This window comes from Paraburkholderia guartelaensis, from assembly GCF_004353905.1.
Lineage (GTDB): Bacteria > Pseudomonadota > Gammaproteobacteria > Burkholderiales > Burkholderiaceae > Paraburkholderia > Paraburkholderia guartelaensis.
The window spans coordinates 39,275-59,576 of the sequence record NZ_SMOD01000006.1; the positions used below are offsets into that span (position 1 = coordinate 39,275).

The 20,302-nt window shown below is 66.0% G+C and carries 14 protein-coding genes; 12 read left to right on the forward strand and 2 right to left on the reverse strand.

Translation table 11 applies throughout. From position 1 onward, the window contains the following. Positions 1–101 precede the first annotated feature (101 nt). On the reverse strand, positions 102–2,993 hold the full coding sequence (gene uvrA / locus E1N52_RS09585; RefSeq protein ID WP_133182254.1) for an excinuclease ABC subunit UvrA: 2,892 nt from the start codon (positions 2,991–2,993) through the stop codon (positions 102–104). A gap of 187 nt (positions 2,994–3,180) precedes the next feature. On the opposite strand from uvrA, the gene E1N52_RS09590 reads away from it, so the two are divergent. The 6 genes from E1N52_RS09590 (at position 3,181) to E1N52_RS09615 (ending at position 9,862) form a co-directional block, all read left to right on the forward strand. Beyond that, positions 3,181–4,389, forward strand: coding sequence for an MFS transporter (locus E1N52_RS09590; protein WP_425468034.1), 1,209 nt, complete (start codon positions 3,181–3,183; stop codon positions 4,387–4,389). A gap of 151 nt (positions 4,390–4,540) precedes the next feature. Beyond that, on the forward strand, positions 4,541–5,083 hold the full coding sequence (locus E1N52_RS09595; RefSeq protein ID WP_133182256.1) for a single-stranded DNA-binding protein: 543 nt from the start codon (positions 4,541–4,543) through the stop codon (positions 5,081–5,083). 280 nt (positions 5,084–5,363) lie between these two features. Further along, positions 5,364–7,031, forward strand: coding sequence for a hydroxylamine reductase (gene hcp, locus E1N52_RS09600; RefSeq protein ID WP_133182258.1), 1,668 nt, complete (start codon positions 5,364–5,366; stop codon positions 7,029–7,031). Positions 7,032–7,048: 17 nt separating this feature from the next. Continuing rightward, a complete protein-coding gene (locus E1N52_RS09605; RefSeq protein WP_133182260.1) occupies positions 7,049–8,071 on the forward strand; it encodes a 2Fe-2S iron-sulfur cluster binding domain-containing protein in 1,023 nt (340 codons plus the stop codon). Between the two features lie 154 nt (positions 8,072–8,225). Further along, positions 8,226–8,894 (forward strand): helix-turn-helix transcriptional regulator, encoded by a 669-nt coding sequence (locus tag E1N52_RS09610; RefSeq protein ID WP_205965597.1) that lies wholly within the window; start codon positions 8,226–8,228, stop codon positions 8,892–8,894. Further along, positions 8,891–9,862: a threo-3-hydroxy-L-aspartate ammonia-lyase gene (locus E1N52_RS09615; protein WP_133182262.1), complete on the forward strand. Its 972-nt coding sequence runs from the start codon at positions 8,891–8,893 to the stop codon at positions 9,860–9,862. The genes E1N52_RS09610 and E1N52_RS09615 overlap by 4 nt, the downstream gene beginning before the upstream one ends. Positions 9,863–9,878: 16 nt before the next feature. On the opposite strand, the gene E1N52_RS09620 is transcribed toward E1N52_RS09615, so the two are convergent. Beyond that, positions 9,879–10,754: a LysR family transcriptional regulator gene (locus E1N52_RS09620; RefSeq protein WP_133182264.1), complete on the reverse strand. Its 876-nt coding sequence runs from the start codon at positions 10,752–10,754 to the stop codon at positions 9,879–9,881. A gap of 136 nt (positions 10,755–10,890) precedes the next feature. On the opposite strand from E1N52_RS09620, the gene E1N52_RS09625 reads away from it, so the two are divergent. The 6 genes from E1N52_RS09625 (at position 10,891) to E1N52_RS09650 (ending at position 20,074) form a co-directional block, all read left to right on the forward strand. Next, complete coding sequence (locus E1N52_RS09625; protein WP_133182266.1) at positions 10,891–12,201, forward strand: MFS transporter; 1,311 nt, start codon at positions 10,891–10,893, stop codon at positions 12,199–12,201. 166 nt (positions 12,202–12,367) lie between these two features. Next, positions 12,368–13,009 carry a response regulator gene (locus E1N52_RS09630; protein ID WP_246089010.1) on the forward strand — a complete coding sequence of 214 codons (642 nt, stop codon included), beginning with the start codon at positions 12,368–12,370 and terminating at the stop codon, positions 13,007–13,009. Continuing rightward, positions 13,006–13,761, forward strand: a complete 756-nt coding sequence (locus E1N52_RS09635; RefSeq protein ID WP_133182269.1) for a response regulator — start codon at positions 13,006–13,008, stop codon at positions 13,759–13,761. The genes E1N52_RS09630 and E1N52_RS09635 overlap by 4 nt, the downstream gene beginning before the upstream one ends. A 26-nt stretch (positions 13,762–13,787) precedes the next feature. Continuing rightward, positions 13,788–14,471, forward strand: coding sequence for a response regulator (locus E1N52_RS09640; RefSeq protein WP_133182271.1), 684 nt, complete (start codon positions 13,788–13,790; stop codon positions 14,469–14,471). A 236-nt stretch (positions 14,472–14,707) separates the two neighbouring features. Further along, a complete protein-coding gene (locus tag E1N52_RS09645; protein ID WP_133182273.1) occupies positions 14,708–15,439 on the forward strand; it encodes an aquaporin in 732 nt (243 codons plus the stop codon). Positions 15,440–15,478: 39 nt separating this feature from the next. Beyond that, a complete protein-coding gene (locus E1N52_RS09650) occupies positions 15,479–20,074 on the forward strand; it encodes an ATP-binding protein (RefSeq protein WP_165979354.1) in 4,596 nt (1,531 codons plus the stop codon). The last annotated feature ends 228 nt before the right edge of the window (positions 20,075–20,302 follow it).

The window sequence follows — 20,302 nt, forward strand, 5'->3', positions numbered from 1 at the left end:
TCCGTCTCCAAACTTCGGGGGCGCACGCGCCCCCGACCCGTTGTTGCTGCAGCTATTTCTACTGCTAAATTTCCGGCCCGGTTGTCAGTCCGCCTGGCGGGTTACTTGCCCGAGGCCGTGTCCAGCGCGGCGATCTGGCGCTTGAGCAGCGGCGCGAGATAGCGGCCCGTGAAGCTTGCCTTCGACTTCGCCACCTGTTCGGGCGTCCCCTGGGCCACGATCTGCCCACCGCCCGCGCCGCCTTCCGGTCCCATGTCCACGACCCAGTCGGCGGTTTTGATTACATCGAGATTATGCTCGATGATGACCACCGTGTTGCCCTGATCTCGAAGCCGATGAATCACTTCGAGCAAAAGCGCGATGTCGTGGAAGTGCAGACCCGTGGTCGGCTCGTCGAGTATATACAGCGTGCGGCCCGTGTCCCGCTTGGAAAGTTCGAGCGAAAGCTTCACGCGCTGCGCTTCGCCGCCCGAGAGCGTGGTGGCCGACTGGCCGAGGCGAATGTAGCCAAGGCCGACATCCAGCAGCGTCTTGAGCTTGCGCGCCACTACCGGCACCGCCTTGAAGAACTCGTAGGCGGCTTCCACCGTCATGTCGAGCACTTCGCTGATGTTCCGGCCCTTGTATTGAATCTCCAGCGTCTCGCGGTTGTAGCGCTTGCCGTGGCAGACGTCGCAGGGCACGTACACGTCGGGCAGGAAGTGCATTTCCACCTTGAGCACGCCGTCGCCCTGGCAGCTTTCGCAGCGCCCGCCCTTCACGTTGAACGAGAAGCGGCCCGACTCGTAGCCGCGTTCCTTGGCGGCCGGCACGCCGGCGAACAGTTCGCGGATAGGCGTGAAGAGGCCCGTGTAGGTGGCCGGGTTCGAGCGCGGCGTGCGCCCGATCGGCGACTGGTCGACGTTGATGACCTTGTCGAAGTGCTCGAGGCCCTCGATCGCCTCGAACGGCGCCGGTTCCGCCGACGATCCATACAGATGCTGCGACACGGCGTGATAGAGCGTGTCGTTGATGAGCGTGGACTTGCCCGAGCCCGAGACGCCCGTCACGCAGGTCAAAAGACCGACGGGCAGGTCGAGCGTCACGTGCTTGAGGTTGTTGCCGTGGGCCTCGACGATGCGCAGGCGGCGCTCGCCGGGCTCGATGCGCTCATCCGGATAGTCGATGCGGCGCGCGCCCGAGAGGTACTGGCCCGTCATCGAGGCCGGATCGTGCTCGACTTCCCCGGGCGTTCCCTGCGAAATCACCATGCCGCCGTGCTCGCCCGCGCCCGGACCCATGTCGACCACGTAGTCGGCCATGCGGATCATGTCCTCGTCGTGCTCGACGACGATCACCGAGTTGCCGAGGTCGCGCAGATGCTTGAGCGTGGAGATGAGGCGGTCGTTGTCCCGCTGGTGCAGGCCGATGGACGGCTCGTCGAGCACGTACATCACGCCCGTCAGGCCCGAGCCGATCTGCGAGGCGAGGCGGATGCGCTGCGCCTCGCCGCCGGAAAGCGTCTCGGCGCTGCGTTCGAGCGAGAGATAGTCGAGCCCGACGTTGTTCAGGAACATGAGGCGCGCGACGATTTCCTTGACCACCTTGTCGGCGATCTCGCGCTTTGCACCTTCGAGGTGCAGCGTCTGGAAGTAGCCGAGCGTGTCGCGCAGCGGCCAGCCGCTCACTTCATAAATGGCGCGCGCCTCTTCGCCCGCGCCGATGCGCACGAAGCGCGCTTCGCGGCGCAGACGCGTGCCTTCGCAGTGCGGGCAGGCCTGGTTGTTCTGGTACTTCGAAAGCTCCTCGCGCACGGCGGCCGAGTCGGTCTCGCGGTAGCGGCGCTCGAGGTTCGGGATGATCCCTTCGAATACGTGCTCGCGCACCGAAGTGCGGCCGCGCTCGTTGATGTACGAGAACGGAATCTCCTGTTTGCCCGAGCCGTAGAGCAGGATCTTGCGCACTTTCTCCGGCAGGTCCTCGAACGCGGTGTCGATATCGAAGTCGTAGAACGCCGCGAGGCTCTGCAGCATCTGGAAGTAGAACTGGTTGCGCCGGTCCCAGCCCTTCACGGCGCCCGCCGCGAGCGAGAGCGACGGGTGCGCGACCACGCGCTTCGGATCGAAGAACGTGATCTGGCCCAAACCGTCGCACTCGGGGCACGCGCCCATCGGGTTGTTGAACGAGAAGAGGCGCGGCTCCAGCTCCGGCAGCGAATACGAGCAGATCGGGCAGGCGAACTTGGAGCTGAAGAGGTGCTCGCGGTTCGTGTCCATTTCGAGCGCGATGGCGCGGCCGTCGGCCAGACGCAGCGCGGTTTCGAACGACTCCGCGAGGCGCTGCTTCATGTCGGGGCGCACCTTCAGGCGGTCCACCACCACGTCGATGGTGTGGCGCTCGCTCTTCTTGAGCTTGGGCAGCGACTCCACCTCGTAGATCTTCGCTTCCCCTTCGTTGGCCGTGCCGCCGCCCGAGCGCACCCGAAAGCGCACGAAACCCTGCGCCTGCATGTCGTCGAAAAGCTCGGCGTGCTCACCCTTGCGGTCCACGATCACGGGAGCCAGGATCATCAGCTTCGTTTCTTCGGGCAGGGCGAGCGCGGCATCCACCATCTGTGAGACGCTTTGCGACTCCAGCGGAATTTCGTGGTCCGGGCAGTAGGGCGTGCCGATGCGTGCGTAAAGCAGTCGCAGGTAGTCGTGGATCTCGGTGACGGTGCCGACGGTGGAGCGCGGATTGTGCGACGTGGCCTTCTGCTCGATGGAAATAGCCGGCGACAGACCCTCGATCAGGTCGACGTCGGGCTTCTCCATGAGCTGCAGGAACTGGCGCGCGTAGGCCGAGAGGCTTTCCACGTAACGGCGCTGGCCTTCCGCGTAGAGCGTGTCGAATGCCAGAGAGGACTTGCCCGAGCCGGAAAGCCCAGTGATCACCACGAGCTTGTGGCGCGGCAGGTCCAGATTGACGTTCTTCAGGTTGTGGGTTCGGGCCCCACGGATACGGATCTGTTCCATGAACCTGCGGGAGAAAGGGAAACCAAACCTGCTACTATAACGACTTTTCCAGACCGCCGTTACGGCTTGCTGACGGTCTTTGAAAGGGCCCGGAGCGGCAAGTGCAAGGGCCTCGAAAGAGGCGCGTCAGGGGGCGTCCCGGTCAACAAACGTGCGGGCACTTGCGGTCCAAACACATAACGCTCCGATGTCCTCCAATTCACCCGCTACATCCTCGCGCATGAGCGCGCCCGAGTTGCGCGCGACCGTCTCGCTGGCGGCGATCTTCGCGCTGCGCATGCTCGGTCTCTTCATGATCATGCCGGTGTTTTCGGTCTACGCGAAAACTATTCCCGGCGGCGACAACCTTCTGCTCGTCGGCATTGCGCTCGGCGCGTACGGCGTCACGCAGTCGCTCCTCTATATTTTCTACGGCTGGGTTTCGGACATGGTGGGCAGAAAGCCCGTCATCGCGGCTGGCCTCGTCATTTTCGCGATCGGCAGCTTCGTCGCGGCGGGCGCGCACGACATGACCTGGATTATCGTCGGGCGGGTGATCCAGGGCATGGGCGCGGTATCGTCGGCCGTGCTGGCGTTCATCGCCGACCTGACCGCCGAGGAGCACCGCACCAAGGCCATGGCGATGGTGGGGGGCTCGATCGGCATGTCGTTCGCCGTTGCCATCGTCGGCGCGCCGATCGTGTTCCACTGGGTCGGGATGAGCGGTTTGTTCACGCTGGTCGGGGTGTTCTCGATTCTCGCGGTGGGCGTGGTGATCTGGGTCGTGCCCGACGCGCCCAGCAAGCCCGTGCACGTGCGCGCCCCGTTCGCCGAGGTGCTGCACAACGTGGAGCTGCTGCGCCTGAACTTCGGCGTGCTCGTGCTGCACGCCACGCAAACGGCGCTTTTTCTCGTCGTGCCGCGCCTGCTCGTGGACGCGGGCCTGCCGGTTGCGTCGCACTGGATGATCTATCTGCCGGTCATGGGCCTCGCGTTCGTCATGATGGTGCCGGCCATCATCGTCGCGGAGAAGCGGGGCAAGATGAAGGCCGTGCTCGTCTCTGCGATCGGTCTTATCCTGATCGGCCAGCTTTTGCTCGGCTCGCTCGCGCATACACTTGTCATCGTGTCGGCCGTGCTGTTTGTGTACTTCCTCGGCTTCAACATCCTGGAGGCTTCGCAGCCTTCGCTCGTGTCGAAGCTCGCGCCGGGCAACCGCAAGGGGGCGGCCACGGGCGTGTACAACACCACGCAGTCGATCGGGCTTGCGCTCGGCGGCGTGGTGGGCGGATGGATACTCAAGCACGAAGGCGCGAGCGCGGTCTTTTACACATGCTCGGGGCTCGTCTTGTGCTGGCTTATAATCGCGGCCAATATGAAGGCGCCGCCCAAGCGGGCAGAAGCCAAGCGGGCTTGACCCAGGCGGGCCTGAGTTAGAACCAACGGTTCACAGCAACGCAATTCGCGGAGGCGGTGCGCGACCGGCGAAGGCGCATGAGACACATCAGGCGCTCGCCGGCGCGCACCGCGCGGCCGCTCCTCGCAACGGAATCAAACAGGAGAAATTCATGGCATCCGTGAACAAGGTGATCCTCGTCGGCAACCTCGGCGCCGAACCGGAAGTGCGCTATCTGCCGAGCGGCGACGCCGTGGCGAACATTCGCCTCGCCACGACCGACCGCTACAAGGACAAGGCGTCCGGCGAGTTCAAGGAAATGACCGAATGGCACCGCGTGTCGTTCTTCGGGCGCCTGGCCGAAATCGTCTCGGAGTACCTGAAGAAGGGCTCGTCGGTGTATATCGAAGGCCGCATCCGCACGCGCAAGTGGCAAGCGCAGGACGGCACCGACCGTTACTCGACGGAAATCGTCGCCGACCAGATGCAGATGCTGGGTGGCCGCAGCGGCGGCGCCTCGGCGGGCAGCGACATGGGTGACGACGGCGGCTACAGCCGTGAGCAATCCGCACCGCGCGGCGGCGGCCGTGCTTCGGGCGGTGGCGGCGCGCCGCGCTCGAGCGGTGGCGGTGCTGGCGGCGGCGCAAGCGGTGGCCGTTCGAACGCGCCGGCTGGCGGCGGCTTCGACGAGATGGACGACGATATTCCGTTCTAAAACGTCCGAACGCATTTGCAGGGCCTGAAGCCCCGCCTCGACCTTGCGGTCGAGGCGGGGCTTTTCATTTGTGCGTGCGGACCGAGCGAACCAGGCGAGTTGAGCGCCGACCCGCTGCGACGTTTTCGCACAGACAGTCGCTTCTGCGCCCTAAGCGACACGTTTTCTGATTTTTGTCACGGCAAAACTCCGGCCGGCGCGCGACCATTTAAAAGATGCATTAATTTTGCATCTTACAAGACTGCTCGCGCCGTCACCCCACAAGGAAAAGGAGAAAGCCGTGTTTTGCTATCAATGTGAACAGACCGACCGCACCCAGGCCACACCGGGGTGTGCCTCGGCCAAGGGCAACTGCGGCAAGGACGCCACGACTGCGGATCTGCAGGACCTGCTGATCTACGCGGCCAAGGGCATCGCACAGTATGGCGCGCTCGCGCGCGGCCTCGGCAGCCCCGATCGCGAAGCCGACCGCTTCATGCTCTATGCGCTGTTCACAACGCTCACCAACGTCAACTTCAACGCCAGCCGTTTCGTGGCGATGCTGCGCGAGGCCGCGCAACACCGCGATCGCGTGAAGTCGACCTGCGAGGCGCTCGCCCTCGCGCAAGGCGTCGCCGCTGCGCAGCCGGGCGGCGCAGCGCTCTGGCAACCGGGCAACGATCTCGCCGAACTGCAGGCGCAGGCCGCGCTCGTCGGCATCAGGGCCGGGCTCCCGAAGGTGGGCGAGGATGTCGTGGGCTTGCGCGCCCTCGTGCTCTACGGCCTGAAAGGCGTGTGTGCCTACGCCCATCACGCGCGCGTGCTCGGTTACGAGAGCGAAGAGGTCTACGCGGGCGTGGAGGCGGCGCTCGTGTTTCTCGCGAGCGAACCCACGCAGGCGGGCGATATCCTTGAACATGCGCTCGCGCTCGGCAACCTGAACCTCAAGGTCATGGAATTGCTCGATGCAGCGAACACGGGCCGCTTCGGCATGCCCGAACCCACTGCCGTGCGCGTGACGCCGGCGGCGGGCAAAGCCATCCTGGTCTCGGGCCACGACCTCGGCGATCTGGAGGCGCTGCTCGAAGCCACCCAGGGCACCGGCGTGCAGATCTACACGCACGGCGAGATGCTGCCCGCACATGCTTACCCGAAGCTCAAGGCTTATCCGCATCTGGCAGGCAACTACGGCGGCGCATGGCAGGACCAGCAATCGGACTTCGCGAACTTTCCCGGCCCGATCCTGATGACCTCCAACTGCCTGATCGAGCCGCTGCCGCAGTACCGCCAGCGCATCTTCACGACAGGGCCGGTAGGCTGGGCCGGTGTGCGCCATCTCGAGCATCACGCGTTCGCGCCGGTCGTGCAGGCCGCGCTCGCGCTGCCGGGCTACCGCGAAACGGTGCCGGAGGAAACCATCACCATCGGCTTTGCACGCAACACGGTGCTCGGCGTGGCCGACAAGGTGATCGACGCGGTGAAGGCCGGTCAGATCCGCCACTTCTTCCTGATCGGCGGCTGCGACGGCGCCGCGCCCGGCCGCAACTACTACACCGAGTTCGCCCAGGGCGCGCCCGACGACACCGTCGTCATGACGCTCGGCTGCAACAAGTACCGCTTCAACCGTCACCAGTTCGGCGACATCGGCGGCATTCCGCGCCTGCTCGATCTGGGCCAGTGCAACGACAGCTACTCGGCGATCCAGATCGCCATCGCGCTCTCGAAGGCCTTCGACTGTGGTGTGAACGATCTGCCGCTCACACTCGTGGTGTCGTGGTTCGAACAGAAGGCTGCTGCGGTGCTGCTCACGCTGCTTGCGCTCGGCCTGCGCAACATCCATCTCGGACCGACGTTGCCCGCCTTCCTCACGCCGAACGTCCTCGACATCCTCGTCAAGCAGTTCGGTATCTCGCCGATCGGCGAGGCGCAAGCGGACCTCGCCGCGGCGCTCGCACGCAAGGCCGCTTGAGCGCGGGTGAAAACGTCATGAGTTATCAAATCGAGCTCACCACACGCGACGGCCAGGCGTTCGGCTTCGCGTGCGAGCCGGGGCAGGACGTGTTGAGCGCGGCGGCGGCGGCGGATATCACGCTGCCCTCGCAGTGCCGGCGCGGCAGCTGCGGCGCGTGCCACGCCACCGTGACCGAAGGGGCGTACACGCTCGGCGATCACAGCGCGGACGCGTTGCCGTCCGGCGACCCGCACGCGGTTCTGCTGTGCCGCACGAAACCTTCGGCCGACTTGCGCGTCGCGGCGCCGTACGACGGCACGAAGGTGTTGCTGCAGCCGGTTGCCGCGCGTACGGCGCGCATTGCCGCGCTGGAAACGATCGCCGACGACACGCGCCGTCTCGAACTGCTGCTCGAAGCCGACCAAACGAGCGGCAGCGCCGCCGAATTCGAAGCGGGGCAGTTCGCGGAGCTGGAGTTGCCGGAGGGCGGCGTGAAGCGCCCGTTCTCGCTTTCCAACACGAGCAACTGGGAAGGGCGTCTCGAGTTCCTGATCCGGCTGCGGCCGCAAGGCGAGTTTTCGGCGTATCTGCGCGAGCGGGCGCAGCCGGACGACGTCCTCACCGTTCACGGTCCACAAGGCGGCTTCGGTCTGATCGCCGACAGTCTGCGCCCGCGCTGGTTCGTGGCGGGCGGCACGGGTCTCGCGCCCGTGCTCTCGATGCTGCGCCGCATGGCCGAATTCGGGGAAATGAACGATGCACGGCTCTTTTACGGCGTGAATCGCGAGAGCGAGCTTTTCCTGCTCGACGAACTGGACGCGCTTCGGGCGGTGCTGCCGCAACTGCACGTCGAGCTTTGCGTGCGTGAAGCGGGTGATGGCTGGCAAGGCTCGCACAGCACCCCCGTCGACGCGCTCGCCGCCGCGCTCGCGGAGGGTGGTGCAGCGCCCGACCTTTACGTTTGCGGTCCGCCCGCGATGGTGAGCGCCGCGCAGGCGGTGGCGGCGCGCGCACGCGTGCCGTCCGCGCAGTTCGTCAGCGAGCGCTTCACGGTTTGAGTGGCAATGCAGTCTGTAGTGTTTCTTCGTGTCTGATTGACCTCGCCTTCGGGCGGGGTTTTTTTTCGCGCATCGGGTGGCCATGCACGGCAACTCTGAGCGATCAATTTCAAAGATTGACATTCAGTCATTAACTGTCAAAATGTCCAACATCATGATGCCAACCCGCAAAACCCGTTCCGGCCATTCCACTGACGAAAACGCGCTGCTCCTGCGCGAAGGCGAGAAGATTGTCGCCGCGCTCGGCCAGACGCTCGCGCCGCTAGTCGAGGTGGTGCTGCACGACCTCACTCGGCCCGAGCACTCCGTCGTGGCGATCGCGAACAATTTGTCAGGACGGCAAGTCGGCGACGCCGCCACCGAAATGGGTCTCGCGCGCATCACCGACTCCGGTTTTCCCGAAGTCGTGGCCAACTATCCGAACCGCTTTCCCGACGGGCGTCCGGCCAAGAGCACATCCATCGGCCTCAAAAACAGCGCGGGCGAGTACGTCGCGGCCCTCTGCCTGAACATGGATGTGTCGCTGATCGGCGCGGTGACGGCGGGCCTCGGCCAGCTGATCCAGACCAGCACGGCTGCGCCCGTCGCCGAAACGCTCGCGCCGCGCGGCGTGGGCTGTGTGCGCGAGGCGCTCGAACGCTTCGCCGCCACGCGCAACACCACGCCCATCGGCATGACGCTCGCGCAGCGCCGCGAGGCCGTGCGCGAACTCGCGACAAACGGAATGCTGAACCTGCGACATGCGCTCGCCGACGTGGCCACCACGCTCGGCGTAGCGCGCTCGACCGTGTACACCTACCTGCCAGCCGAAGAACGACCATGAGCACTCTGCCTATTACCTTCGAAGACGTCGCCGCCGCCCACGAACGCCTGCGTGGCGTCGCGCACCGCACGCCGGTTCTGACTTCCAGCACCGCGAACGAGCGCACGGGCGCGCAGCTTTTCTTCAAATGCGAGAACCTGCAGCGCATGGGCGCGTTCAAGTTCCGCGGCGCCTATAACGCGATCGCGCAGTTCACGCCGGAGCAGAAGGCGGGCGGCGTGATCACGTTCTCGTCGGGCAACCACGCGCAGGCGATCGCGTTGTCGGCGCGTCTGCTCGGCGTGAAGGCCGTGATCGTCATGCCGCACGACGCGCCCGCGGTGAAGGTGGAGGCCACGCGCGGCTATGGCGGCGAGGTCGTCTTTTACGATCGCTATACCGAGGACCGCGAGGCACTCGGCAAACGGCTCGCGGCCGAGCGCGGCCTCACGCTCATTCCGCCGTACGACCACGCGCACGTGATGGCCGGGCAGGGCACAGCCGCCAAGGAGCTGTTCGAGGAAACGGGCGAGCTCGACTTGCTGCTCACGCCGCTTGGCGGCGGCGGGCTGCTCTCGGGCTGTGCGACCGCCGCGCATGCGCTCTCGCCCGCGTGCACGGTGATCGGCGTCGAGCCGGAGGCCGGCAACGACGGTCAGCGCAGCCTGCAGTCGGGTGAGATCGTCCACATCGACACGCCGAAGACGCTTGCCGACGGTGCGCAAACCCAGCATCTCGGCAACCTGACCTTTGCGGTGATCCGCGAGCGCGTGAGCGAGATCGTCACCGTGAGCGACGCGGAACTCGTCGATACGATGAAATTCTTCGCGAGCCGCATGAAGCTCGTGGTCGAACCCACCGGCTGCCTCGCTGCGGCGGCGGTGCTGCACGGCAAGGTGGACGTGCGCGGCAAGCGCGTGGGCGTGCTCATCTCCGGGGGCAACGTCGACCTGCTGCGCTTTGCCGAACTGGTTCAGGCCGCGGGCTAAAGCGCCTGAACTTAACTTAAGCGAGCAGTTCCGCGAGCGCCGCGCGCGCGTTCGTCACGTGCGCGGACTCGCCAGGCTGGCCCGGCAGCAAATGGAATTCGGCCGCAGGCAGCGCAGGCAAGCCGAATGAAGCCGGGCAGGGCAACAGTCCTTCGCCGATCGCCGACTCGTTCAGACACGAGATGCCCAGTCCCGCTTTGAGCGCGAGCTGCAGCCCGGCCACGCCCGAAGCCGAATGCGAAATCAGGTAGGGCATGCGCGCTTCATCGAGCAACCTCACGACGCGCCGCTGCAACTGGCAGGTCGCCGGCAGCAGCACGAGCGGCCAGGGCGGCGTGAGCGCGGGCCGCTCGCGCAGCGTTTGCGCCGCGCCCACCCACACCAGTTTTTCGCGCCGTATCGACGTGCTCTTGTGCGTGCTGCGGCCTTCCTCCATCAGCCGCAGCGATAACCCGATGTCGTAGGCGTTCTCGTCGGCGCTGCTGTCGATCACGGCGCTCGGCAGCACAGTCACATGCAGACGCAGGCGCGGATGCTGGTTCGCGAAGCGCCGGATGATCTCCGCGACGTCGTGCGGCCGGTAATAGTCCGTGATCGCAATGCGTACTTCGCCGTCGAGCGAGCGGCCGAGCATGTCGTCGAAGGCGGCGTCGCAAAGCGCGACGATACGGCGCGCGTGGTCGAGCAGTTTCACGCCCGCGGGCGTGGCGGACATGCCCTGCTTGCTGCGCACGAAAAGCGGCTGGCCTACGCGCTCTTCGAGCTTCTTGAGCTGTTCGCTCACCGACGACTGCGAGAGGAATACTCGCTCCGCCCCCGCGGAAACACTGCCCGCTTCTGTCACGGCGATAAACGTGCGCAACTGCGCGAGGTCGAAACCGCGTGCGCTCATGGTTTAGCCTGATCCTTTACGTTTCCTGCAATCTCATGGTTCGGAAATTCCGAATCATGAGATTGGAATTTCCCGCTTTTCCGATAGATGTTGCGCCTCTACGATGCCCTCAGTCAAACGATTTCTGGAGGTCATCATGGGACGCAGTACGACGCGGGGCGCGGCGCACCGCTGGAAAGTGCTCGCGGTAGGTGTGGCGGCGAACGCCAGTTTTGCGGCGGCGCTCGGCGGCATTCCCGCAACAGGCGTGTTGATCCGCTCGGATTACCGCATCGGCACGGGCGAACTGGGTGTCGTGCTCGGCATGCTGGGACTCGGCATCGTGCTGAGTGAGCTTCCGTGGGGACTCCTGACGGATCGATGGGGCGACCGGCGCGTGCTGCTCACGGGGCTCTCCACGACAGCACTTGCACTCGTCGCGATGGCGCTGTGGGGTTCACCGGCGGGCGCGCAAGCGCCCAGCGCGACGACGCTCGCGGTTGGCCTGCTCTCGCTCGGCCTGCTTGGAGGAAGCGTGAACGGCTCGAGCGGGCGCGCGGTGATGGCGTGGTTCGCCACTCACGAGCGGGGCCTGGCGATGAGCATCCGCCAAACCGCCGTGCCAACTGGCGGCGGGCTCGGCGCGCTCGTGCTGCCCGCGCTCGCCGAGCATGCGGGATTCGCGGCCGTGTACGGTGCGCTCGCTGCGATGTGCGTGGTCTCCACCGTGCTCACAATAGTCTGGCTGCACGAGCCCGCGCACGAGAGTGGCGCCGCGCATGCGCCGCTTGTCTCTCACGAATCGGGCGCGCAGGCGCAACGCGCAGTCTCGCCGCTGCACAGCGTAACCGTATGGCGCATGGTGACGGGCATTGGCGTGCTGTGCATTCCCCAGGTGGCCGTGCTTTCGTTCGCCAGTATTTTCCTGCATGACGTCGGCCATGCGGGTACGGCGGCCGTCAGCGCGACGCTTGCGGCAGTGCAGGGCGGTGCGGCGTTCATGCGTGTGTACGGCGGGCGTTGGACCGACCGGCATGGCGACCGGCGCATCTGGTTGCGCGGCTGTGCGGCGCTCACCGTCGCGCTGTTCGTTGTGCTTGCCGCGCTGACGGCTTTTGCATCGCCCACGCACCGCGCAAGCGCGGCGTTCGTGACGCTGCTTGCTGTGGTGATCGTGCTTGGCGGTATCGCCGCCTCCGCGTGGCATGGCGTTGCCTTCACCGAACTCGCGACGCTCGCGGGCAACGGTCGGGTGGGAACCGCGCTCGCGATGGGCAACACCGGTGCTTTCGTTGCGTTCTTCGTCGCGCCTTCGGCGATCCCGCTGTTGTTGTCGTGGTTCGGGTGGCCGGCGGTCTGGGTGGCGGCCGCGCTTTGCGCCGCGCTGGCATGGCCCGCATTCACGGCGCCTCGCGAGCGCAGCGATGCCGGGCGCGCTGGCGAGAGTCGACAACGCGCTCCGGCATAACTCATACACAAGCAGAAGATAAGCAATCATTTAACGTTTCAGAAATCTCCGATTTCGACGGCGGCGTTTCAATGGTCAGATGAACGACCTTGACGATGTTGTGGGTTGCCGGTGCGCTCGCGCGGCGCATCGCACCCACGCAAGTCCGCCTCGAAGGAGATTCAGCGTGAAGTTACGTGTCGTTCTCGCGGACGATCATCCATTCGTTCTGCTTGGCGTTCGCTCGGCGCTCCTCGCTGAAGACGATATCGAGGTCGTAGGGCAAGCGTGCAGCGCGCAAGCGTTATTGCAGACGCTCGAAACCGTCCCGTGCGACGTGGTGGTCACCGACCTCAACATGCCGCCTGTTTCCGGCGAGGCCGAGGACGGCCTGCGCCTCGTGCGGCGTTTGCGTCGCGACTGGCCTCATATCCCCGTGGTCGTGTTGACCGGCGTCGCGAATGCCGTCCTCCTGCGCGCGGTGGCGCACTCGGGCGTGGTCGCCATACTGCGTAAAACCGAGCGGATGGACGAACTCGCCGCCATCGTGCGCGGCGCCGCACAAGGTCGCGCCCATCTCAGTCCGGCCATCGAGCGCGAACTCGCGGCCGCCGCCTGCCCGCCCGACATGTGTGTGCCCCGTTTGACGCCGCGCGAATCGGAGGTGATCCGCAAATTCGCGAGCGGCAGTTCGATCACGGAAATCGCGCGCGCCCTCGGCCGCGACGTACGCACAGTGAGCAGCCAGAAGCGCGACGCCATGGCGAAGCTCGGCGTGAGCAACGACGCGGGACTCTTCGCCTTCGTCAGGGCACACGGACTTCTATGACCCCCCTTCCCGCGCCGCTCTCGGACGATGCCGCTGCGGCTACCGCTACCCAGCGCGCCAGCCGCGAGCACGAAAAACAGCACGCCGACGTCGCGGCACCGGTGCGCGTGATCATCGCCGACGATCATCCGCTCGTTGTGTATGCGCTGGAGGGCATGCTCGCCAACCATCCCAACGTGCAGATCGTCGCGCGTGCGCGCAGCGTGTCCGAGCTGTTCGAAGCCGCAGCGCAGCACGCGTTCGATCTCGTTCTGATGGACCTCTATATGGGCTTCCCCGGCGAACTGGACGGACCCGAGGCCATCCGCGTATTTCGCGCCGCGTTCCCGCAAAAGGCGGTGGTCGTGCTCACCATGGAAAGCGAGGCGACGGTGCTACGCAAGACCGTTGAGATGGAGGTGGCAGCGGTACTCAGCAAGCGTGATCGCATCGACCTGATCCCGGTTGCGATCATGTCGGCGATGGCACGCGAACAATACGTCGGGCCCGTCGTGCGCGACCTGCTCACGGAAGCGGCGCACGCCGCGCGGCGCGAAGAGGTCCACCGCATTCTCACGCGGCGTGAATTCGAGGTCATCACGCACTATTCGACCGGACTCGGCGTGACAGAAATCGCAGGTCTGCTCGGGCGCAGCGTCAAAACGATCAGCGCGCAAAAGTGCGCGGCGATGAAGAAGCTCGCGCTCAGCAACGATATCGAGCTCTATCGCCTGGCGGTCGAATGCGGGGTCACGCCGGGCGAGCACAACTGAGCGCTTCTTCCCACACGAGGTCTCCCATGCACGCTAGCCAGGCCATACGAAAAGACACACTTCGCACGGGCAAGCCGCTGCGCGTGATCGTTGCCGACGACCACGCGTGCATCCGGCTCGGCGTGGCCAGCCTGCTGCACGCAACGGGGCGAGGCCTCGTCGTCGGCGAAGCCAGCAACACGCTTGCGCTTGCCACGCAGCTCGATATGAGCGACTGCGACGTCGTCATTTCCGATCTTTGCATGCCGGGGCTCGACGGCGAATATGGCTCCCTCACCCTGCTGAGGCGCCTCGCGCAAACACGAGGCGCGCCAGCGGTCGTCGTGCTGAGCATGATGTCGACGCCGCGCGTTCTGACAGGTCTGATGCATTACGGCCTGAACGTCATCGTCGACAAGCGCGACGTCGCGCACGATCTCCTGCTCGCTGTTGCCGCCGCGCGCGAGCGCATGCAGTTTCTCTCAAGCCACGCTCGCGAAACGCTCGCGCGCACCGGCGCCGCGTGCGCCCCCTGCTCGGGTGTGCCGAGCGCGCGCGAATGGGAGGTGTTCCAGCTTTACGCGCAGGGTATGTCGGTGCGCCAGATTGCCCAGCGATTTCAGCGCAGCAACAAAACCATCAGCGCGCAAAAGCGCAGCACGATGCGCAAGCTGGGGCTCGTCACGGAGCGTGATCTGATCGACTTTGCCATGCAGGTGGGGCTGACCTGATTCATCCCCAGGTGGCGCGCCTCAATTTATTCGAGTGTTCGCAGGCATTTCTCTCACCGTGTCTTGCGCAATGCGCCAAGCGTTTTAAGAGTTCTCCTATCTGATTGCAGGAATCGTCTCTCCATAATTCCAAGCTCGACGCACGGTTTGTCAGATATTGCCGTCCCGGGAATGCGATCGAAGGGCGGCCAGGTCGGACCAGGGCTGTGGTGGAGTCCGGACACGGAGAGGAAAGAATGAAGCTCGGTAGGCGTTTGGCGGTCGAGGGTGCGGGTACTGCGTGGCTCGTGTTCGCGGGTTGCGCAGCCACGGCGCTCAACGCGAGCCCGCCCTCCCAGGGGCTCGACGTTCTCGAAATGGCCGCGGCATTCGGGCTCGCGCTAACGGTGGCGAACTATGCCGCTGCGCGCGCGGCGAGCGCCCACTTCAATCCCGCCGTCACGATTGGCTACGCGGTTTCCGGGCGCTTTCCGGTGCGCGACGCCGCGCCCTACCTCGCCGCGCAAACCATCGGGGCCATTCTCGGCGCGGCCTTGCTCGTACGCGTGGCGAGCGGGCGCCCGGGCTTTTCCGTTGCGGTGTCCGACCTAGGTAGCAACGGCTATGACGATCATTCGCCGACCGACTACGCCCTCGGCGCCGTGTTCCTCCTGGAAGTGGCTGCGACATTCGTGTTCGTCCTCTTCCATCTTCTGATGTCGAGCACGGCTGCACGCCGCAAGACCGCCGCGCTCGCCGTCGGAGCTTGCCTTGCCGCCATCTATCTCATCGCCATTCCAGTGAGCAACGGCGGCGCGAATCCGGCGCGATCGACCGGTCCGGCGCTGTTCGTCGGCGAGTGGGCGCTCGATCAGCTCTGGCTCTTCTGGGCGGCGCCGTTGCTGGGGGGCGCCGCAGCTGGCGTGGTGTACCGCCTCGTGAGCCGCCGCTCGCGCATTGTCCCCATGCCATCTCGCGACGGCGTTTGAAATCCAGTCTGCTGCGCGCCGATGAAGTCGATTCACTGCATGTTCCGTCTTCGCGCGCGTCCGGCGGCATCGTGGCGGGGGCGCGGACTTGCGTGCCGGCTCGCCTGCATGTTCGCGTACCTCGGCGCGCTCGTCGCGACATGCGTGCTCGCGTTTTCCGCCGCGACGGCAAGCGCTGCGACTTCGTCTGAGCGGACAAACGAAGGCGTCGAGCTTTCGCAGCAGGTCAGCACGGCGTTGCCGTCGCAGCTCGTCGTCGGCGTGGTGGAGGGGGGCTGGGCGCCGCTCGAAGTGCTCGACGGCGCCACGCTCACCGGCTTCAGCGCCGACTATCTGCGCCTTCTCGCCGGGGCCGGCGTCAAGCTTGAGCCACGCGCCTTCGCAGACATGCCAGCGTTGCTCGCCGCGGCCTGCGCAGGCGATATCGACATCGTGATGAGCCTCGCGCGCACGCCGTCGCGCGAGCGCTGTCTCGCTTTCACGATGCCGTACCTGAGCGGCACCACGGCATTTGTCACGCGTGCCGGGAATACCGCGCTCGCGACCCAGCCGGCGCGCCTCGCGCATGCGACGTTCGCAGTCGAGCGCGGCTACGCCCTCGAATCCGTATTGCGGGAGCGTTTCGCGCAGGCACGCTTCGAAACTTTTGCGAGCACGCAGGCAGCGCTGCGCGCCGTCGATCAGGGCAAGGCCGATGTCTATGCAGGCTTTTCGCCCGTGGCGCACTATCAGCTTGCGTTCAATGGATTCGGTCAGCTGCGCGTCGCCTTCGAGGAGCGCGGGCGCATGCGCGAGTTGCGTTATGCCGTGCCGGTCTCCAAATCGGTCCTGCGCGATCGGCTAGACCGTCTACTTGCTGGCATGCGGCCCGCCGCGGCAGCGGCCGAGCGGGCTCGCTGGTTTGTAGGCGGCGCGCCGGCAGAGGCGTCGCCGTCTGCGTTCAGCCTGAGCGTCGAAGAGCGCGCGTGGCTGCGCGCCGCGCCGCCGCTGAAAGTGGGCTACGACAGCGGCTGGCTCCCGTTCAGCTTCTCGAACAAGGCCGGCGAGCCGTCGGGTATGGCCGCCGACTATCTCCGCTATCTGGGGCGCACCCTTGGCGCTACCTTCGAGTTCGTGCCGATTTCTCCCTGGAGGAGCGCTGGGGCCGCATTGCAGCGTGGCGAGATCGCGCTTGCCGTGACCTCGGTGAGCGACGGCGTTTTCGGCTCCGGCGTGGTCTACACGGAGGCGTTCGAGCACTATCCGCTCGTCATGGTGGGGCGGCGCGACGAGGCGATGGCGCGCTCGCTTGCCGACTTCGCGGGCCGCCGCATCGTGCTGGCGCCGCACGTGCCGGAAATGCGCGAACCGCCGGGTACGCACGTCGTGCGCGCCGCAAGCCTCGACGCGGGGCTCACCATGGTCGCTCGCAACGAGGCCGATGTGCTGGTGGGCAACGCGGCCGCACTCGACGAGCCGCTCAGCGGCGCCTATCTCGACACGCTGAAGGTGCTGGGCGCGGCAGGCGCCGGCGATTCGACGGCGCTTGCCGTGCGCGGCGATCTTGCGCCGCTCGCAGGGCTCATCAATCGCGCGCTCGACGCGATGTCGCCCGTCGAACAGCAGCAGATCCGCAATCGCTGGACCGCCGCCGTCTCCACCCGGGCCGGCGGCTGGAGCGTGAACGCGCTGCGGCTGCTGCCGCTCCTGATCGTGTTCGGCGTGCTGCTTCTCGTCACGCTGCGCGCCTACGTGCTGCTCCAGCGCGAAATGCACAGACGGCGGCGCGCGGAGCAGGTCCTCGCGCGCCAGGTGGAACTGCAGGACACGATGACGGAAATGATCCCGTATCCGCTCTGCGCACGGGATCTCGAAAACCGCTACCTCGCGATCAATCGCGCCTACGAAGAATCGACGGGTCTCGCGCGCGCCCGCGTGCTTGGGCGCACGGGTTCGGCCGTGATGGCATGGGGGCCCGAAAACAGCCGCCGCATGGATGATCTCTACCGGCTCACGATCGTCGAGGGGGACAGCCAGCCCGTCGAACTGATCTTCGAGAACGCGGATGGGGAGGCTCGCCACGGCATTTTCTGGACGCGTGTGTGCCGCGACTCGCGGGGCGCGCCGTTCTGCGTACTCGGCACGTTGATCGACGTCACCGACATTCGCCGCGCGGAGTTGCGCGAACGCGAATCGGAGCGGCTGCTCTCGGAGGTGACGGGTTCGCTGCCCGCGATCGTGTTCCAGTTGCGACGCGCGCCCGATGGCCGCTACTCGTTTCCGTACATTGGCGGCGACACGCAGCGGCTCCTCGGCGACACCGTCGACGCGCTTCGCCGCGCTCGTTCGGTCGATCTCTCGCGGGTGGCGCGACATGATCGCGCGCGCCTTGCCTCGCAGCTCGAACGCTCCGCGCGGCGGTTCATGCCCGTGCACGCCGAGTTCCGCTTTCAAGGCGCGGCCGGATTCGTGTGGGTGCGCGCGGAGTTCGCGCCGCGCCGCGCGGAGGACGGCGCGATCGTCTGGAGCGGCTATGCGCTGGATGCGAACGTCGAGCACGCGCGTGCGGACGAACTCGAGCACGCACGCGATACCGCGGAGGCGGCTTCTCGGGCGAAGGACGATTTTCTCGCCATGATGAGCCACGAGATCCGCACGCCGATGAACGGCGTGCTGGGTCTCGTCGAAGTGCTCGAGCGCACGCCGCTGAACCCCGACCAGGCGCAAATGGTCGCCATGGTGCACGAATCGGCGGGGGCACTGCTGCAGATACTCGACGATCTGCTCGACTACTCGAAGATCCAGGCCGGCCATCTCGTGATCGACTCGCAGCCGTTCGACGTGCGCGAACTCGTCGACAACGCCGTCGGGCTGCTGGCCGCGCGTGCGCACGAGAAGGGGCTGAAAGTGCGCGTGGATGTGGAGCCGGAGGTCGCGGCGCTCTTGCGCGGCGACAGCGTGCGGCTACGGCAGATCCTCTTCAATCTGCTCAGCAATGCAATCAAGTTCACGCCGGCGGGCGAAGTGAGCGTGCACGTTAGCGCACGCGATATCGGCGCGTGCGGCGGCGCGCCTGTCTGCCAGCGGCTTTCGATCTCGGTGGCCGACACGGGAATCGGTATCGCGTCCGAAGCGCAGGCGCAGCTCTTCGAGCCGTTCGTGCAGGCCGAGACCTCGACCACGCGACGCTTCGGCGGCACGGGGCTCGGCCTCACGATCTGCCGCAAGCTCGCGGCGCTGATGGGCGGCGCGCTCGAACTCGAGAGCGAAGTGGATCGCGGCACCAGCCTGACGCTGCATATCGAATTGCCCGTGGAGGTGCGTAGCGGCACGGCCGCCGGGCTGCGCGGCAAGCGCGCGCTCGTGGCATGCGAGGACGCGAGCGTTGCCGCCGCATTGATGCATTTTTGCGCGGCGCTCGGCATGCAAATGCGCCGCGTCGCGCCAGCGGACCTCGTCCGCGCCGCGAAGGCGGACAAGGCCGATCTGATATTCGTGGCGGAAGCGCTGGTCGGGCGCTTGGGCAAACTCGGCGCGCCTGTGCTTTGCCTGACGGAGAACCCGAAGCCGAGCGGCTATCGCGTCGCCGAGAGCGGAGTGCGCGTGAGCGTCAACCCGCTGTCCTGGCGTGGCTTGAGCGCCGTTTGTGCGCTGGCGCTGGCGGGGCTGCCGGTCAAGGTTGCCAGCCCGTCGCGTCCCGCCGCCGATGCGCAGACGACGCTCCCGGCGCCCGATCGCGAGCAGGAACGTGCAGCCGGCCGCCTCATCCTCGTGGCGGAGGACCATCCGGTGAATCAGGAGCTGATCCGTCATCAACTGGCGTTGATCGGGTTCGCGTGCGACGTCGTCGACGACGGCGCGAAGGCGCTCGAAGCGCTGGCCGAATGCGAATACGGCTGCCTGATAACCGACTGTCATATGCCGAACGTCTCGGGCTACGATCTCGCGCGGGGCATACGCCAAATGGAGCAGAAGGCGCGCGGCGTGCGGCGCTTGCCGATACTCGGCATCACGGCGAATACGGCGCCCGAGAACGTGAGTCAGTGCAGCGAAGCGGGCATGGACGATTGCCTCGTCAAGCCCACGCGCGTGGCCACGCTGCGCGAGCATCTCGCGCGCTGGTTCGGCGTGGAGGGCATGCAGCGCACCCTGCAGGACGAAGCGGCACGCGAGGCGGACGCGAACGGACAAGCGGAGTCACGGCCCTCAAGAGCGTCGAAGGTTTCGGGGTCGTCGGGGGCTTCGGAGTCGGCTCGCGCTGCGCGCGACGGTTGCGGCGGAAAGCTCGCGGAAAAGCCTGCAAACGCACGGACGTTCGAGCCGCTGGATCTAGCGCATATGATCCAGGTTTGGGGCGGCGAGGCGACCGTGAAGACGTTGCTCGGCTCGTTCGTTTCGGCGATGCGCGACGACCTGGACGCCTTGCCGCCGCTTCTCGAACAAGCCGACGTCGCGCGCTTACGCGAATGGCATCACCGGCTTGCCGGTGCGGTGGGCGTGCTGCAGTACCCAGCGCTGCTCGCCGAGCTCGAGACGTTTCGCGGTCATATGAACAGTCACACTGCCGAGCGACTGCGTGAAGAAGGCTATGCGCTCATCCGTACTTGCCAGGCGATGCTCGTCGGAATCGAGCAGCAAGCCGCGCTGCTCGCGTGAATGATGTACATCAGGAAATCGACGGGCGCGGGCAATAGAGGGCTAAAAACAGGCGAAAAAAAACGCGGCCGAAGCCGCGTTCAAGCTTGGAGACCCTTCGATGAAGAGTCACTTCTCGCACTTGATAGGTTAGTCGCCGTGCGACGAGAAATCGAGACAATTTCGATCAATTAACTATTACAGGAAGTGCAGGTAATCGCGCTTGCTGCAGCGGTGTCATGCCGGCAA

Bases quoted from the DNA above. Each gene is read 5' to 3' on its own strand.
- uvrA (WP_133182254.1), bottom strand. From the start codon at position 2,993: ATGGAACAGATCCGTATCCGTGGGGCCCGAACCCACAACCTGAAGAAC.
- E1N52_RS09590 (WP_425468034.1), top strand. From the start codon at position 3,181: ATGTCCTCCAATTCACCCGCTACATCCTCGCGCATGAGCGCGCCCGAG.
- E1N52_RS09595 (WP_133182256.1), top strand. From the start codon at position 4,541: ATGGCATCCGTGAACAAGGTGATCCTCGTCGGCAACCTCGGCGCCGAA.
- E1N52_RS09605 (WP_133182260.1), top strand. From the start codon at position 7,049: ATGAGTTATCAAATCGAGCTCACCACACGCGACGGCCAGGCGTTCGGC.
- E1N52_RS09610 (WP_205965597.1), top strand. From the start codon at position 8,226: ATGATGCCAACCCGCAAAACCCGTTCCGGCCATTCCACTGACGAAAAC.
- E1N52_RS09615 (WP_133182262.1), top strand. From the start codon at position 8,891: ATGAGCACTCTGCCTATTACCTTCGAAGACGTCGCCGCCGCCCACGAA.
- E1N52_RS09620 (WP_133182264.1), bottom strand. From the start codon at position 10,754: ATGAGCGCACGCGGTTTCGACCTCGCGCAGTTGCGCACGTTTATCGCC.
- E1N52_RS09625 (WP_133182266.1), top strand. From the start codon at position 10,891: ATGGGACGCAGTACGACGCGGGGCGCGGCGCACCGCTGGAAAGTGCTC.
- E1N52_RS09635 (WP_133182269.1), top strand. From the start codon at position 13,006: ATGACCCCCCTTCCCGCGCCGCTCTCGGACGATGCCGCTGCGGCTACC.
- E1N52_RS09640 (WP_133182271.1), top strand. From the start codon at position 13,788: ATGCACGCTAGCCAGGCCATACGAAAAGACACACTTCGCACGGGCAAG.
- E1N52_RS09645 (WP_133182273.1), top strand. From the start codon at position 14,708: ATGAAGCTCGGTAGGCGTTTGGCGGTCGAGGGTGCGGGTACTGCGTGG.
- E1N52_RS09650 (WP_165979354.1), top strand. From the start codon at position 15,479: ATGTTCCGTCTTCGCGCGCGTCCGGCGGCATCGTGGCGGGGGCGCGGA.